Annotated in this window: 15 protein-coding genes; 9 read left to right on the top strand and 6 right to left on the bottom strand. The window is 73.7% G+C overall.

Going from position 1 to position 13913, the window contains the following annotated elements:
* Positions 1–31: 31 nt before the first annotated feature.
* Together BM093_RS18720 and BM093_RS18715 are read left to right on the top strand one after the other, a co-directional pair.
* Complete coding sequence (locus BM093_RS18720) at positions 32–1816, top strand: 3-hydroxyacyl-CoA dehydrogenase family protein (RefSeq protein WP_093345596.1); 1785 nt, start codon at positions 32–34, stop codon at positions 1814–1816.
* Between the two features lie 85 nt (positions 1817–1901).
* Complete coding sequence (locus tag BM093_RS18715) at positions 1902–2138, top strand: hypothetical protein (RefSeq protein ID WP_093345590.1); 237 nt, start codon at positions 1902–1904, stop codon at positions 2136–2138.
* 75 nt (positions 2139–2213) lie between these two features.
* On the opposite strand, the gene BM093_RS18710 is transcribed toward BM093_RS18715, so the two are convergent.
* The 3 genes from BM093_RS18710 to mce all read right to left on the bottom strand — a co-directional run bounded on the left by BM093_RS18710 (position 2214) and on the right by mce (position 5440).
* A complete protein-coding gene (locus BM093_RS18710; protein WP_093345586.1) occupies positions 2214–3323 on the bottom strand; it encodes a hypothetical protein in 1110 nt (369 codons plus the stop codon).
* A gap of 142 nt (positions 3324–3465) precedes the next feature.
* Positions 3466–4797, bottom strand: a complete 1332-nt coding sequence (gene ccrA, locus BM093_RS18705) for a crotonyl-CoA carboxylase/reductase (protein ID WP_093345582.1) — start codon at positions 4795–4797, stop codon at positions 3466–3468.
* A gap of 184 nt (positions 4798–4981) precedes the next feature.
* On the bottom strand, positions 4982–5440 hold the full coding sequence (gene mce, locus BM093_RS18700) for a methylmalonyl-CoA epimerase (protein ID WP_093345577.1): 459 nt from the start codon (positions 5438–5440) through the stop codon (positions 4982–4984).
* Between the two features lie 137 nt (positions 5441–5577).
* On the opposite strand from mce, the gene BM093_RS18695 reads away from it, so the two are divergent.
* The gene (locus BM093_RS18695; RefSeq protein ID WP_093345573.1) at positions 5578–6765 is read left to right on the top strand and encodes an acetyl-CoA C-acetyltransferase; all 1188 of its coding nucleotides are present in this window, start codon (positions 5578–5580) and stop codon (positions 6763–6765) included.
* A 106-nt stretch (positions 6766–6871) separates the two neighbouring features.
* Positions 6872–7831 carry a methylmalonyl Co-A mutase-associated GTPase MeaB gene (gene meaB, locus BM093_RS18690; protein WP_177238568.1) on the top strand — a complete coding sequence of 320 codons (960 nt, stop codon included), beginning with the start codon at positions 6872–6874 and terminating at the stop codon, positions 7829–7831.
* Positions 7832–7856: 25 nt separating this feature from the next.
* Here the strand turns inward: meaB and BM093_RS18685 are convergent, their stop codons facing one another.
* A complete protein-coding gene (locus BM093_RS18685) occupies positions 7857–8804 on the bottom strand; it encodes a helix-turn-helix domain-containing protein (RefSeq protein WP_093345568.1) in 948 nt (315 codons plus the stop codon).
* A 125-nt stretch (positions 8805–8929) separates the two neighbouring features.
* Here BM093_RS18685 and BM093_RS18680 point away from each other — a divergent pair, with 125 nt between their 5' ends.
* Positions 8930–9127, top strand: a complete 198-nt coding sequence (locus BM093_RS18680; protein WP_143105434.1) for a hypothetical protein — start codon at positions 8930–8932, stop codon at positions 9125–9127.
* Between the two features lie 9 nt (positions 9128–9136).
* Here BM093_RS18680 and BM093_RS18675 read toward each other — a convergent pair whose 3' ends face one another.
* The gene (locus BM093_RS18675; RefSeq protein ID WP_093345559.1) at positions 9137–9643 is read right to left on the bottom strand and encodes a MarR family winged helix-turn-helix transcriptional regulator; all 507 of its coding nucleotides are present in this window, start codon (positions 9641–9643) and stop codon (positions 9137–9139) included.
* A gap of 83 nt (positions 9644–9726) precedes the next feature.
* Between BM093_RS18675 and BM093_RS18670 the strand changes: the two genes are divergently transcribed.
* Both BM093_RS18670 and BM093_RS18665 read left to right on the top strand, forming a co-directional pair.
* On the top strand, positions 9727–10041 hold the full coding sequence (locus BM093_RS18670; RefSeq protein ID WP_143105433.1) for a thiamine-binding protein: 315 nt from the start codon (positions 9727–9729) through the stop codon (positions 10039–10041).
* Positions 10038–10811, top strand: coding sequence for an alpha/beta fold hydrolase (locus BM093_RS18665; RefSeq protein ID WP_143105432.1), 774 nt, complete (start codon positions 10038–10040; stop codon positions 10809–10811). The genes BM093_RS18670 and BM093_RS18665 overlap by 4 nt, the downstream gene beginning before the upstream one ends.
* A gap of 122 nt (positions 10812–10933) precedes the next feature.
* Here BM093_RS18665 and BM093_RS18660 read toward each other — a convergent pair whose 3' ends face one another.
* Entirely contained in the window at positions 10934–11179 is a 246-nt protein-coding gene (locus tag BM093_RS18660; protein ID WP_143105431.1) for a hypothetical protein, read from the bottom strand.
* 328 nt (positions 11180–11507) lie between these two features.
* Between BM093_RS18660 and BM093_RS18655 the strand changes: the two genes are divergently transcribed.
* The gene (locus BM093_RS18655) at positions 11508–12443 is read left to right on the top strand and encodes a tetratricopeptide repeat protein (RefSeq protein ID WP_245773622.1); all 936 of its coding nucleotides are present in this window, start codon (positions 11508–11510) and stop codon (positions 12441–12443) included.
* A gap of 241 nt (positions 12444–12684) precedes the next feature.
* The gene (locus BM093_RS18650) at positions 12685–13890 is read left to right on the top strand and encodes a glycosyltransferase family 87 protein (RefSeq protein WP_143105430.1); all 1206 of its coding nucleotides are present in this window, start codon (positions 12685–12687) and stop codon (positions 13888–13890) included.
* Positions 13891–13913 lie beyond the last annotated feature (23 nt).

The raw sequence follows: 13913 nt of genomic DNA, 5'->3' as shown, positions 1-13913 counted from the left end.
CGCGGAAGTCGTCGAACTGGGAGGTTCCAGCGTGGGACGCGAGATCCGGACGGTCGGAGTGGTCGGCCTCGGCACCATGGGCGCGGGCATCGTGGAGGTGTTCGCCCGCAACGGCCTGGACGTGATCGCCGTCGAGGTCGACGCCGCAGCGGGTGAGCGCGGCCGGGCCCACCTCGACGCCTCCACCGGACGCGCGATCGAGCGAGGCAAGCTCAGCCAGGAGCAGGCCGACGAGCTGCTCGGCCACATCACGATCAGCACCTCGCTGTCCGACCTGGCCCCGGCCCAGCTGGTGGTGGAGGCCATCCCGGAGAGCCTGGAGGCCAAGGCCGAGGTCTTCGCCGCGGTCGACGCCGTCGTGGGCGAGGAGACGATCCTCTGCTCCAACACCTCGTCGCTGTCGGTGACCGAGCTGGCCGTGCGCACCAAGCGTCCCGGCAAGGTCGTCGGGATGCACTTCTTCAACCCGGCGCCGGTGCAGAAGCTGGTCGAGGTCGTGCGCACCGTCGTCACCGAGCCGGACGTGATCTCCGACGTCGAGACGTTCGCGGACTCGCTGGGCAAGGTGCCGGTCGTCATCGGCGACCGCGCGGGCTTCATCGCGAACGCGCTGCTGTTCGGCTACCTCAACCACGCGGCGAAGATGTACGCCGAGCGCTACGCCACCCGCGAGGACCTCGACGCCGCCATGCGCCACGGCGCCGGCTACCCGATGGGCCCGCTGGCGCTGCTCGACCTCATCGGCCTGGACACCGCCTACGAGATCCTCGAGACGATGTACCGGGAGTCGCGCAACCTGATGCACGCGCCGAACCCGGTGTTCAAGCAGATGATCACCGCGGGTCTGCTCGGCCGGAAGACCGGCCGCGGCTTCTACACCTACCAGGCGCCGCACAGCTCCACCGTCGTGCCGGACGGCGAGACGCCGTCGAGCGAGGTCCCCGCCGACGTGACCCTGCGCGACGTCAGCCGGGTCGGCGTCGTCGGGACCGGGACGATGGCCTCGGGCATCGTCGAGGTCTTCGCCAAGGCCGGGTACGACGTCGTCGTCCGCGGCCGCAGCGACTCCAAGGTCGAGGGCTCGATCGGGGGCGTGAAGAAGTCGCTGGACAAGGCGGTCGCCCGCGGCAAGCTGGAGGAGGCCGACCGCGACGCGGCCATCGGCCGGATCACCGGCACCACGCAGCTCGAGGACATGGCCGATGTCGACCTGGTCGTCGAGGCGGTCGCCGAGGAGATCGACGTCAAGCGGGCGATGTTCGGCGCGCTCGACGACATCTGCAAGCCGGGCGCGATCCTGGCGACGACGACGTCGTCGCTGCCGGTCGTGGAGTGCGCCGCCGCCACCCGGCGACCGGCCGACGTCGTCGGCATGCACTTCTTCAACCCGGCGCCGGTGATGAAGCTGGTCGAGATCGTGTCGACCATCGGTACCTCGCGCGACGTGGCCTCCACCGTGCTGCAGGTGACCAAGAACCTGAAGAAGGTGCCGGTCAGCTGCGGGGACCGGGCCGGGTTCATCGTCAACGCGCTGCTGTTCCCGTACCTCAACGATGCGGTGAAGATGCTCGAGGCGCACTACGCCACCGCCGACGACATCGATGCCGCCATGAAGACCGGCTGCGCGCTGCCGATGGGGCCGTTCGAGCTGCTCGACGTCGTCGGCCTGGACGTCTCGCTGGCGATCGAGCGCTCGCTGTACACCGAGTTCCGCCAGTCCGGGTTCGCCCCCGCGCCGCTGCTGGAACACCTGGTGACGGCGGGCCGGCTCGGCCGCAAGACCGGCCACGGGTTCCGGGACTACACCCAGCGGTAGACGCATGGCCCGCGGACGTTCCCGAAGGCCCCGCCCCACGGAGAGGGGGCGGGGCCGTCCCGCCGCGCCGCCGCTCGGCAGCAGCATGATCACGTCGCGGGAGAGCGGTCGCGACGGTGAGTGGAACGTTCGCCGGGTCTCCGGCGGGGCGTCGGTGAAGGCCTACCGGTGCCCGGGCTGCGACCAGGTGCTGCCGTCCGGGACCCCGCACGTGGTCACCTGGCCGGCCGACGAGACCGGCGGCGTCGAGGACCGCAGGCACTGGCACCTGCCGTGCTGGAACGCCCGGGACCGCCGCCGTCCCGGCTTCCGGCGGCACTGACACTCCCGGCGACACTGACACTCGGCGGCACTGACACACCCAGCGGCACTGACACGCCCGGGGCCGCCGGCCCGGTCAGCGGCGGGCGCCCGGCTCGGCGTAGTGCGCGGGCCGCGGGGTCGGCGACGGGCGGCCGTCCCGGTCGGAGGCGGGTTCGGGCTGCTGCTCCGGCACGTCGGCGATCGTGGGGCCGGCCGTCAGGTCGTCGGCCTCGTTCTCGATCAGGGACCGGGTCGACCGCAGCTGCTCGGCCACCTTCTCCCGCAGGCCGGTGAGCTGTTCGACCCGGCGGCGGGCGCGCTCGGTGATCTCCTCGGCGTCGCGGCGGGCGTCGGACCGGATCGTCTCGGCCTCGGTGCGGGCCTCGTCCAGCGACCGGCGGATCTGCTCGTCGGTCTCCCGGTGACGCCGCGCGATCTCCTCGGTCAGCCCGTCCCGCTCGGTGAACAGGGCGCTGAGCGCCTCGGTCCGGCGCTGGTCCATCGCGATCCGGAAGTCGTGCTCGACCTGCTCGCGGTTCTCCCGGGCCTCGGCGTCCAGACGGGTGATCCGGTCGGTGACCGTGCGTTCCTGCTCGGCGAGCTCGCGCAGGGTGTTCTCGCGCTGCTCGGTCAGCGAGCGCTCGGTGCTGGTCCGCTGTTCGGTGAGCTCGGTCTCGGTCCGCTCCCGCAGGTCGGCCAGCTCGCGCTCGATCCGCGCCTGCTTGTCGTCCAGCTCCTGGTCGCGCTGCTCGGCCTTGCGGTCCAGGTCGGCCCGGTGCGCCTCGGCGTCGGCGATGAGCTGGTCGGCGCGGGCCCGGGCGTCGGTCACGACGGTGCGGGCGTGCTCCTCGGCCTGCCGGCGCTGCTCGGCGATCTCCCGGTCGGCCTTGGAGTGCATCTCGGCGACCTCGTCCTCGGCCAGCCGGAGCATCGAGCGCAACCGTTCGCTCATGCCCTGGACGCTCTGCGGCGGCCCGGCGAGGCGGTTGACCTGCTGCTGCATGGCCTCGGTGCGGGTGCGTGCGTCGTCGAGCTCGCGGCTCAGCCGAGTGTTCTGGGCGACTGCGGCGTCCCGGTCGGCGGCCAGCATCCGCACCTCGGCGTCGAGCCGGCGCAGGTGGCTGTCGACCTGCGCCTGGTCGTATCCGCGGCGCGCGATCGAGAAACCGGTCCGGGGTACGGGCACATCGTGGTCACCGGCCATGGGGGTCACCGTACCGTCGCCCGCGTTGCACGGTCGTGAGATCGGTTACGGGTCACGAGGTTCACGTCCCCGAGCGAGCGGGCCCGCCCGTGGGACACGGACGGGCCCTCGTCACCCGGTCGGGTGTCGTGCACTGCTCGGGTCAGACGCCGCGGAAGCGGTTGATCCCCTCGAGGTGCTGCTCGCGCTTCTCCGGGTTCGACACGCCCAGGCCCTCCTCGGGGGCCAGCGCCAGCACACCGACCTTGCCCTGGTGGGTGTTGCGGTGCACGTCGTGCGCGGCCTGCCCGGTCTCGGCGAGCGGGTACACCCGCGACAGCGTCGGGTGGATCATGCCCTTGGACACGAGCCGGTTGGCCTCGAACGCCTCGCGGTAGTTGGCGAAGTGCGAGCCGACGATCCGCTTGAGGTTCATCCACAGGTAGCGGTTGTCGAACTCGTGCATGTAGCCCGAGGTCGAGGCGCAGGTGACGATCTGGCCGCCCTTGCGGGCCACGTAGGTGGAGGCACCGAAGGTCTCCCGGCCGGGGTGCTCGAAGACGATGTCCGGGTCCTCACCACCGGTGAGCTCGCGGATCTTCGCCCCGAAGCGCTTCCACTCCTTCGGGTCCTGGGTCTGCGGATCGGACCAGAACTTGTAGCCCTCGGCGTTGCGGTCGATGACCAGCTCGGCGCCCATGTCCCGGCAGATCTGGGCCTTCTCCTCGGAGGAGACCACGCAGACCGGGGTGGCGCCGCCGTTGAGCGCGAACTGGGTGGCGTAGGAGCCGAGCCCGCCGGAGGCGCCCCAGATCAGCACGACGTCGCCCTGCTTCATGTCGGCGCCGTTGCGCGACACCAGCTGACGGTAGGCGGTGGAGTTGACCAGCCCCGGGGAGGCGGCCTCCTCCCACGTCAGGTGGTCCGGCTTCGGCATCAGCTGGTTGGACTTCACCAGCGCCAGCTCGGCGAGACCGCCGAAGTTGGTCTCGAAGCCCCAGATGCGCTGCTCCGGGTCCATCATCGTGTCGGAGTGCCCGTCGGGGCTCTCCAGCTCGACCGACAGGCAGTGGGCGACCACCTGGTCGCCGGCCTTCCAGGAGTTCACGCCCGGGCCGGTCTTCATGACGACGCCGGCGAGGTCGGAGCCGACCACGTGGTAGGGCAGGTCGTGCCGCGCGGCCAGCGGCGAGAGCTTGCCGTAGCGCTTGAGGAAGCTGAACGTCGAGACCGGTTCGAAGATCGACGTCCAGACGGTGTTGTAGTTGATCGCGCTGGCCATCACGGCCACCAGCGCCTCGCCCGGCCCGAGCTCGGGCACCGGGACGTCCTCGACGCGCAGGCTCTTGCGCGGGTCCTTCTCGCGGGTGGGCAGGCCCTCGAACATGTCGGCGTCCTCGGCCCGGACGGTCACGCCCTGGTAGGTCTCGGGCACCTCCAGGCCGCCGACGTCGGCGAACTGTCCGGCGAGGATGGCGTCGCGGATGTCCTTCACTGCTGGCCTCCGATGGCGACGTTGCTAGGGGAGTGTGCGGGATGCATTGACCCCGATTGCTTGGGATACCGCAAGTTACTGCTTAGTATCCTAACCGCAGCCCCCGGGCGGGCGTGACGCCCCGGAACGGGTTCGTGACCCATGCCACCGGACACACGTACTGCCCGCCGGGGTCGCGATGGGGTCAGTGCGCGTCGGAAGCCGGCTCGACCAGCTCGACCAGCACGCCGCCGGCGTCCTTCGGGTGCACGAAGTTGACCTTCGAGTTCGACGTGCCGCGCCGCGGCTCGTCGTAGAGCAGGCGCAGGCCCTTGGCGCGCAGCGTGTCCGCGGCCGCGGCCACGTCGGTGACGCGGTAGGCGACCTGCTGCAGGCCGGGGCCGTTGCGGTCGATGAACTTCGCGATGGTCGAGCTCTCGTCCAGCGGTGCGAGCAGCTGGACCTTGGTGGCCGAGTCCGGCTCGCCCGGCGCGCCCAGCATCGCCTCGCGCACGCCCTGCTCGGTGTTGGTCTCCTCGTGCACCGAGACCAGGCCCAGGTTCTCGGCGTACCAGCGGATGGCGGCGTCCAGGTCGGGAACCGCGATGCCCACGTGATCCACGGCCACGACCAGCGGGGACAGAGCGTTCTCGGTTGTCGTCATGGGGGCAGAACGTACCGGCTCTACTCGCGAGTAGGGTCATGTGCCGCTGCTCACCCCCACCGTTCGGTCCGCCCGTACCGCCCGACGGCGTGGGTATGGTGACCGCCCACCTGCCATCGAAGTCTGCTGGAGGACCCGTGTCCGGAACCGTGATCGTCGCCGGCGCCCGTACGCCGATGGGCCGTCTCCTCGGCTCGCTGAAGGGATTCTCCGGGGCCCAGCTCGGCGGGGTCGCGATCAAGGCCGCGCTGGAGCGCGCCGGGGTCGCCCCGGAGCAGGTCCAGTACACGATCATGGGCCAGGTGCTGACCGCCGGCGCCGGCCAGATCCCGGCCCGCCAGGCCGCCGTGGCCGCCGGCATCCCGATGGACGTCCCGGCGCTGACCATCAACAAGGTCTGCCTGTCCGGTATCGACTCCATCGCGCTGGCCGACCAGCTCATCCGGGCCGGTGAGTTCGACGTGGTCGTCGCCGGTGGGCAGGAGTCGATGACCCAGGCGCCGCACCTGCTGGCCAAGTCCCGCGAGGGCACCAAGTTCGGGGACACCACCCTCACCGACCACATGTCCTACGACGGCCTGTTCTGTGCGTTCGACCAGGTGGCGATGGGTGCCTCGACCGAGAAGTACAACGCGCGCTACAACCTGACCCGCGAGGAGCAGGACGCGTTCTCCGCGCGCTCGCACCAGAACGCCGCCCGCGCCGCCCAGGACGGCACCTTCGACCAGGAGATCGCCCCGGTCGAGATCCCGCAGCGCAAGGGCGACCCGGTGCTCTTCGCCACCGACGAGGGCGTCCGCGGCGACACCACCGCCGAGGGCCTCGGCAAGCTCAAGCCGGCGTTCTCCGCCGACGGCACGATCACCGCGGGCTCGGCCTCGCAGATCTCCGACGGCGCCGCCGCGGTGGTCGTCATGAGCAAGGCGAAGGCCGAGGAGCTCGGGCTGGAGTGGATCGCCGAGATCGGCGCGCACGGCGTGGTCGCCGGCCCGGACGCCTCGCTGCACGAGCAGCCGGCCAACGCGATCGCCAAGGCCTGCGAGAAGGAGGGCATCCAGCCCGCCGACCTCGACCTCGTCGAGATCAACGAGGCGTTCGCCGCGGTCGGCATCGTCTCGGCCCGCAAGCTGGGCATCGACGACGACAAGGTCAACGTCGACGGCGGCGCCATCGCCCTCGGGCACCCGATCGGCATGTCCGGTGCCCGGATCGCGCTGCACCTGGCGTTGGCCCTGAAGAACCGCGGCGGCGGCGTCGGTGCGGCCGCGCTCTGCGGTGGCGGTGGCCAGGGCGACGCCCTGATCGTCCGCGTGCCGAAGTCCTGATCCCTTCGTGATCGTCGGCCCCCGCCGCGGCGGGGGCCGACCTGCATCCGGACCGCATCCGCCGGGCCTCCCGCCCGGCCCGGCACCGACCAGGAGGACGACGACCGTGGGCGGACCACCGGACCCGCAGGAGCTGGTGGAGCAGGCGCGCGCCGGCAAGCAGCTCGCCGTCGCCCGGCTGATCTCGATGGTGGAGAACGCCGGTCCGCAGCTGCGCGAGGTGTCCGCCGCGTTGACCCCGTACACCGGTCGGGCGCACGTGGTCGGGCTGACCGGCTCACCCGGCGTCGGCAAGTCGACGTCGACCTCGGCGCTGGTCACCGAGCTCCGGGCCCGCGACCGGCGGGTCGGCGTGCTGGCGGTGGACCCGTCGTCGCCGTTCAGCGGGGGAGCGCTGCTCGGCGACCGCGTCCGGATGGGCGAGCACGCCGGTGACGACGGGGTCTTCATCCGCTCGATGGCCACCCGCGGCCACCTCGGCGGCCTGTCCTGGGCGACCCCGCAGGCGCTGCGGGTGCTCGACGCCGCCGGTTGCGACGTCGTCGTGGTCGAGACGGTCGGGGTCGGGCAGTCCGAGGTGGAGATCGTGGGGCTGGCGGACACCACCGTCGTGCTGCTGGCACCTGGCATGGGTGACGGGATCCAGGCCGCGAAGGCCGGGATCCTCGAGATCGGCGACGTCTTCGCGGTCAACAAGGCCGACCGGGACGGCGCCCGGCGGACCGTGCGCGAGCTGCGGAACATGCTGCACCTGCGCGAGGCCGACGGCGCCGACGCCTGGGAGCCACCGGTGCTGTCCACGGTCGCCTCGCGCGCCGAGGGGGTCGACGCGCTCGCCGACGCCCTCGACGCGCACCTCGCCTGGGCCGAGAAGTCCGGGGAGCGGGACCGTCGGCGCCGCGAGCGGACCCGGCGGGAGATCGAGGCGATCGGCATGGAGCAGGTCCGCGCCCGGATGGAACGGGTGCGCGGCGGGGCCGCGCTGGAGGCGCTGACCGAGCGCGTGCTGGCCGGGGACCTGGACCCGTGGGCCGCGGCCGACGAGCTGCTGGAACAGTCGGGCTGACCTCTTGCCCGGTCCGCGTGGGCGGTCATCGGCCGGTCGGGTGAGCGAGCGGTTCGAGCCGGGCGAGCGTGTGCGCCGATCCGGTGCGTAGGGCGAGCCGGCGGGCCCGGGTGGCCGCGGCCGCCGCCTCCTCGGCGCGCCCGGCACCGTGCGCGGCCACCGCCGCGCGCAGTGCCGCCCGCGTCCGGTCCCGCGCGGACGGCTCGCCTCCACCGTCGTGCCCGAGCTCGACCCACAACGCGACCGGCGCCTCGCTCCGGTCGGCCCCGCCCGGTCGAGGCTCCGGCGTGTCCAGGTCCTGCCGGAGCAGCTCACGCCCCCACCCGGCCCGCTGCGACAGGTCCTCGCGGCCGGCGCGCAGCGCCGCGTCCCCGGCGACGGTGTAGGCGCGCCACGCGAGGTCCGGCGCGTCGCGGTCGCGTTCCTGGTCCCCGGCGAGCAGGGCCGCCGCGGCGAGGAGTGCGGCCAGCCGGGCGGTGATCCCCGGGTCGAGGCAGTGCGCCAGCAGCTCGCGCAGCTGGTCGACCTGGGCGGTCAGCGTCGCGTGCGCGGCGGCGGTGCCGAGCCGGTGGTCGAGGGCGGCGGTCGCCCGGAGCTGGTCCCGGAGCAGCGCCACGCCGGCGTCGTCGACCGCTGCGGACCGCCCCAGCGCGGCCCGCAACCGGTCCGCACCGTCGACGCCGCCCCCCGGCGGTCCGGGCGCCGGTTCCAGCCCCAGCTCGGCGGCCGTGCTCCCGTAGAGCTCGGCCAGCAGCGCCCGGTGCTCCGGAGCCGGTGTCGCGTGCCCGTTCTCCCAGCGGGAGAGCTGGGTCTTGACGCTGCCGGGCCGCGCACCCGCGGCGCCGTCGCGCGAGGCGATGGCGGCGAGACGCCGGGCCGCCTCCGACTGCGACCAGCCCCGGTCCAGCCGTGCGGCGCGCAGCAGGGCGCCCGGCCCCGTGGTTCCCGCCGGTTCGGCGCGCTGTCCGTCCACGCCGCCGATTCTGTCGGTGGTCCGTCGTAGTGTCAACGGTGTTGCTGCAACACCCCATCAACAGCCTCGTCAACAGCCGGTCGGCACCCACCACCGCCCGGTCGACACCGCTCGGAGCGTGCTCGATGGACCTGATCGACTATCTCGGTTGCGTCGCCCTGTCCGGGGCCTCCGGCGCCGTCGCCGGCTGGGCGACCGTGCGGCGCCTGCTCCGCGTGCCCGCGCCACCGCGCGGGTCGGTGATGCGCGACTGGCCCGGACACGGGCACGGTGTGCCGCCGGGGCGCAGGCCGAGCCGCCGCCGGCGGGACCGGGAGGACTGAGCGGTGCGGCTACCGGTCGAAGTCGCCGGCCGAGAGGCGGACGGTGCGGAGCAGCGCGGTCAGCTCCTCCTGCCCGGCCTCGTCCAGGCCGGTGAGCCCGAAGTCGATCGCGGTGACGGCCCCGGTCGCCTTGGCGAGCCGGTCGCGGCCCTCGGCGGTGAGCTCGACCAGCGTCGCGCGCCGGTCGGTCGGGTGCGGGAGCCGGCGGACCAGCCCGTCGCCCTGCAACCGGTCGACGATGTTGGTCACGCTGGTCGGGTGCAGCTGCAGGCGCTCGCCCATCACCCGCATCGGCAGGCTGCCGCGCCGGGCGAAGTCGAGCAGCACCAGCGCCTCGTAGCGGGCGAAGGTGAGCCCGAGCGGCTTCAGTGCGCCGTCCACCTGGGACAGCAGTATCTGCTGCACCCGCATCACGCTGGTGACCGCGGCCATCGTGCGCGACGGGCCGATCCGCTCCTCCCACAGATCGGCCGCGCGCTGGATCGGGTCGAAGGGGAGCGACCCGCGTGGTGCCATGGGCACGACGCTAGCAAGTGGACCCGCGCCTGCCGGAGATCGCGCGCCGGGGCGGTCCGGGCTCCCCGTGGCAGGGTGGCGGCATGCTCTTCGCGTTCAGCATCGCCCCCTCGGGCTCCGACGACGGTGACGGCAGCGTCGGCGCCGCGGTCGCCGAGGCGGTCCGGGTGGTCCGGGAGTCCGGCCTGCCCAACGAGACCACCTCGATGTTCACCACGATCGAGTCCGACACGTGGGACGAGGGGATGGCCGTCGTCAAGCGGGCCGTCGAGGCGGTCACCGCCGTCTCGCCGCGGGTCAGCCTGGTGCTCAAGGCCGACATCCGGCCGGGACACCGGGGTCAGCTGCAGGCCAAGGTCGACCGGGTGGAGCAGCACCTGCGGGAGCCGGGCGCGTGAGGGGGTCCGGAGCGGCGCGGGTCGTGCTGGTGCACGGGGCGTGGCACCGCGGGTCGTCCTGGGAGCCGGTGTCGGCGGAGCTGGAGCGGGCCGGCGTCCCGGCCGTGGCGCCGGATCTGCCCGCGGGCGGCCCGGGCGCCGGCCATGCCGAACTCGTCGCCCCGGTGCTGGACGCCGCGCAGGGATCGGTCGTGCTGGTCGGCCACTCGCTGGGCGGGCTGGTCGCGGCGGCCGCGGCCGGCCGGCTCGGTGCCGAACGGGTTCGCGCGCTGGTGCTGGTCGGCGCGCTCGTCCCGGAGCCGGGGCGGGCCTACCTGGACCGGTTGCGCGCGGAGCGGGACCTGATGGTCCCCGGTTACGACACCGGGGTGCGCCGGGGCGAGGGGGCGCTCACCTACTGGCCGGACGCGGGGACGGTGGCGGCCGGGCTCTACCGCGGAGTGGCCGACGAGCTCGTGGACGCCGGCACGGCACGCGACCGTGCGGACGCGCTCGTCGCCGCCGCGGCGGCCCAGATGCGGCCGCAGGACTGGACGGTGCTGAAGGAGGCCTCTCCGCTGGGGGCCTGGCCGGACGTCCGGACGGTCTCGGTGATCTGCGCGGACGACCGCGTGGTCGATCCGGCGGGTGGTCGGCGGGACGCGGCGCGGGTCGGCGCCGAGGTCGTCGAGCTCCCCGGCGGGCACTTCCCGATGCTCACCCGTCCGCGCGAGCTCGCGGATCTGCTCGGCGGGCTCGCCACCGGGGCGGGCGTGCCGGCCGCCGGCTGACCTCGCTGCCCGGTCCGCTCCCGCTCACGGCGACGGCCGGCGACGGAGATCGTCGCCGGCCGTTCGCGCGTCGCGGCACGCCTCCGGGGCTCTCGTTCCGAGGGCCCCGGACCTCGTCCGACTCAGGCGACGAGGCTGGTGAAGTGGTAGACGCCCACGAGGATCGCCACGAAGCCCACGACCATCCCGATCTGGCCGAGCTTGGCCAGACCCGGCTGGCGGAAGGCCAGGAAGCCGGTGATCAGGCCCGCGACGCCCAGGACCCAGGCGAACAGCGGCACCAGGAACCCGGCGATCAGGCCGAGGGCGCCCAGCGCCAGCGACACGTACGCGAGAGTCGGCTTGGCAGCGGACTGAACGTTGCTCATCTTTCGGTTTCCTCTTCTCGCTCACCGGCATCGCGGTCCGGCGTTCTCTCAACTGGTCGGTGTCGCCCCGAGGGGCGCGGCACCTGCCTGGACCGCGGCCCCCCGGTAACGCAGGGTCATCGTCGATGCCCCCGCACGGGGTTCAACGAGTGGCGAGGTCCGGTGATGCTCCGCCGGTCCGGTGATCGTGAACGGTGCCCACCCCGTCGCGCCGGACGGTGCCGGCCGTCGCGGGCCCGATAGGGGCGTGTCACGCCCGTCACGCGCGCGTGCCAGGATGGGCAGCGTGTCTCGCCCAGATCCTCGTCAGGCGGCCCAGCGTGCGGCGATGTCCTCGGCCATGGCCGGAGCGGTCGACCTCTCCGGCCTGAAGGCACGAGCCGATGCGGCCGGCAAGCAGTCGTCCGGCGCAGCGCCGGCCGCGGGCGGTGGGGCCGGCGGTCCCTACGTCATCGACGCCACCGAAGCGGGTTTCCAGAACGAGGTTCTGGAGCCGTCGCTGCAGGTCCCGGTCGTCGTCGAGCTGTGGGCGAGCCGTTACCCGCGCGAGGAGCAGCTGTCCGCCGAGCTCGAGCGGCTCGCCGCCGCCGGCGGTGGCGCCTGGTTGCTCGCCCGGGTCGACATCGACACCGAGCCGCGGATCGCCCAGGCGTTCCGGGTGCAGCAGGTCCCGATGCTGGTCGTGCTCGTCGGCGGGCAGCCGGCCGACGCGGTCAACGGGGCGCTGCCCGATGACCGCGCCGCCGAGTGGGTCCGCTCGCTGCTCGACGCGCTGCGTGACCGCATGCCGGCGATCGCGGAAGGCGAGCGCCGGGCCGCCGAAGCGGGTTCCGACGAGCCGGTGGAGGAGCCCGAGGACCCGCGGTTCACCGCGGCCGAGGACGCCCTCGAGCAGGGCGACTACGCCGCCGCGGAGGCCGCCTACCAGGCGATCCTCGACGCAGAGCCGGCCAACGAGCAGGCCAAGGCGGCGCTGTCGCAGGTGAAGTTCCTCGCCCGCGCCGAGCAGGCCGACCCGTCCGCGATCGAGCGTGCCGACGCCGACCCCGACGACGTCGACGCCCAGCTCGCCGCGGCCGACGCGGAGATGGCCGCCGACCGGGTCGAGGCGGCCTTCACCCGGCTGGTCGACACCGTGAGCCGCACCGCGGGGGAGGACCGGGACCGTGCCCGCGAACACCTCGTGGGACTGTTCGAGCTCTTCCCGGGTGACGACCAGCGGGTCAGCACAGCGCGCCGGGCCCTCGCCCGCGCCCTGTTCTGACCGCGCACCTCCCGACAGTGCTCCCGGCGACGGTTCCGCGGAGGTCCCCGGTCCGGCCCACGCCGTGACCGACCGACTCCTCCCGGCCGGCCCTCCGGAGCGTGCGACCCGCGCGCCCGTCCCGGCGGCTCCGCCGGTGCCCGGGCCGGCGCGCGGGGTCCCGCAGGTTCCCGCTCCGTCGCGGACCGCGGGCGAACGCGTCCACGCCGTGGTCCGGACGGCCGCACCGGTCGTGGCGGCGGTGGCACTCCTGACCGCGGTGCTGTTGTTCGTGTTCGGCGATCCGCCGCTGTTGCGCTGGCTCCCGTCGCCGGACATCGCCGCGATGCACGTCGACTTCGACACCTTCTGGCGCTCGGCGCACGCCCTGGCCGAGCAGGGGGCCGGCAGCGCCGCCGTCTACGACACCGGGGCCCGGCTGCACAACCTGAACCCGCCGCTGCTCTCGGTGCTGCTCGTCCCGTTCGGCCTGCTGGATCCGGTCCTCGCCTACCGGTTGTTCACCGCGTTGTCGGTGGTGCTCGTCGTCGTGGCGGTCGGTGCGGTGTGCCGGGAGACCGGGATCGGGCGGCGGTGGTCGGTGCTCGTTCTCGGCGGCGTGCTGGCGTCGTCGCCGCTGCACGGGACGCTGCTGCTCGGGCAGGTCTATCCGCTGCTGCTGGCGCTCCTGGTCGCGGGCCTGCTCGCCGAGCGCCGTGGGCGCCCGTACCTCGCCGCGACCTGCTACGGGATCATGGTCGCGCTCAAGCCGTCGCTGGCGCCGGTGCTGTTCCTGCCCGCGGTGCAGCGCCGGTGGCGCCCGTTCCTCGCCGGGATCGGGGCCGCCGCCGTCGCGACGGTGATCGGCGTGGTCGTCGCCGGTCTGCCCACGGCGTGGCAGTGGCTGGCGATGGCGCTGGCCGAGCCGGTCGGGCCCACGCCCGACAACGCGTCGCTGCCCGGCCTCGCACTGCGCTGGGGCCTGCCGACCGTCGTCGGCACGGTCGCCGGCGCGGTGCTGCTGATCGGCACCCTCGTCCACTACGCCCGGCGCACCGCGCGGTACGGGCGGAGCGCCGCGGCCGGGACCGACCCGGCCGGGACGGCGCTGTCCGCCGTCCTCGCGACCGGCCTGCTCACCGCACCGATCGCCTGGCACAACTACCTGCTCCTGCTGGTGCCCGGGCTGGTCGTGCTGGCCGCGAGCGGGCGTCCCGGGGACACCCGCAGGCGGGTCGTCGTGGCGATCCTGGCACTGGCCGTCGTGCCGGTGAGCTGGTCGGGGCTCTGGCCGGACGGCGGCCTGCTCACCCCGCTCGCCCACGGCCTCTACACCGCCGTGCTCCTCGCGACCTGGTGGTCGCTGCTCCGTCCGTCGACCGTTCGTCCACCGTTCACCGACGCGAACGGTCGGACCGACCCTGCAGCTTTCCGCTCTGCGGAAGGTGGGTCCCGAACTTTCGGCTAGGTCGGTCACACTCCCGCCACCCG

The sequence above is a fragment of the Pseudonocardia ammonioxydans genome, assembly GCF_900115005.1.
GTDB lineage: Bacteria > Actinomycetota > Actinomycetes > Mycobacteriales > Pseudonocardiaceae > Pseudonocardia > Pseudonocardia ammonioxydans.
This window is presented reverse-complemented; position numbering and strand designations above follow the sequence as displayed.

Excerpts from the sequence above, each read along its gene's own strand:
- BM093_RS18710 (WP_093345586.1), bottom strand. The coding sequence starts at position 3,323 with ATGGCCGGTGACCACGATGTGCCCGTACCCCGGACCGGTTTCTCGATC.
- BM093_RS18670 (WP_143105433.1), top strand. The coding sequence starts at position 9,727 with ATGCTCTTCGCGTTCAGCATCGCCCCCTCGGGCTCCGACGACGGTGAC.
- mce (WP_093345577.1), bottom strand. The coding sequence starts at position 5,440 with ATGACGACAACCGAGAACGCTCTGTCCCCGCTGGTCGTGGCCGTGGAT.
- BM093_RS18715 (WP_093345590.1), top strand. The coding sequence starts at position 1,902 with ATGATCACGTCGCGGGAGAGCGGTCGCGACGGTGAGTGGAACGTTCGC.
- BM093_RS18675 (WP_093345559.1), bottom strand. The coding sequence starts at position 9,643 with ATGGCACCACGCGGGTCGCTCCCCTTCGACCCGATCCAGCGCGCGGCC.
- BM093_RS18655 (WP_245773622.1), top strand. The coding sequence starts at position 11,508 with ATGTCCTCGGCCATGGCCGGAGCGGTCGACCTCTCCGGCCTGAAGGCA.
- BM093_RS18660 (WP_143105431.1), bottom strand. The coding sequence starts at position 11,179 with ATGAGCAACGTTCAGTCCGCTGCCAAGCCGACTCTCGCGTACGTGTCG.
- BM093_RS18680 (WP_143105434.1), top strand. The coding sequence starts at position 8,930 with ATGGACCTGATCGACTATCTCGGTTGCGTCGCCCTGTCCGGGGCCTCC.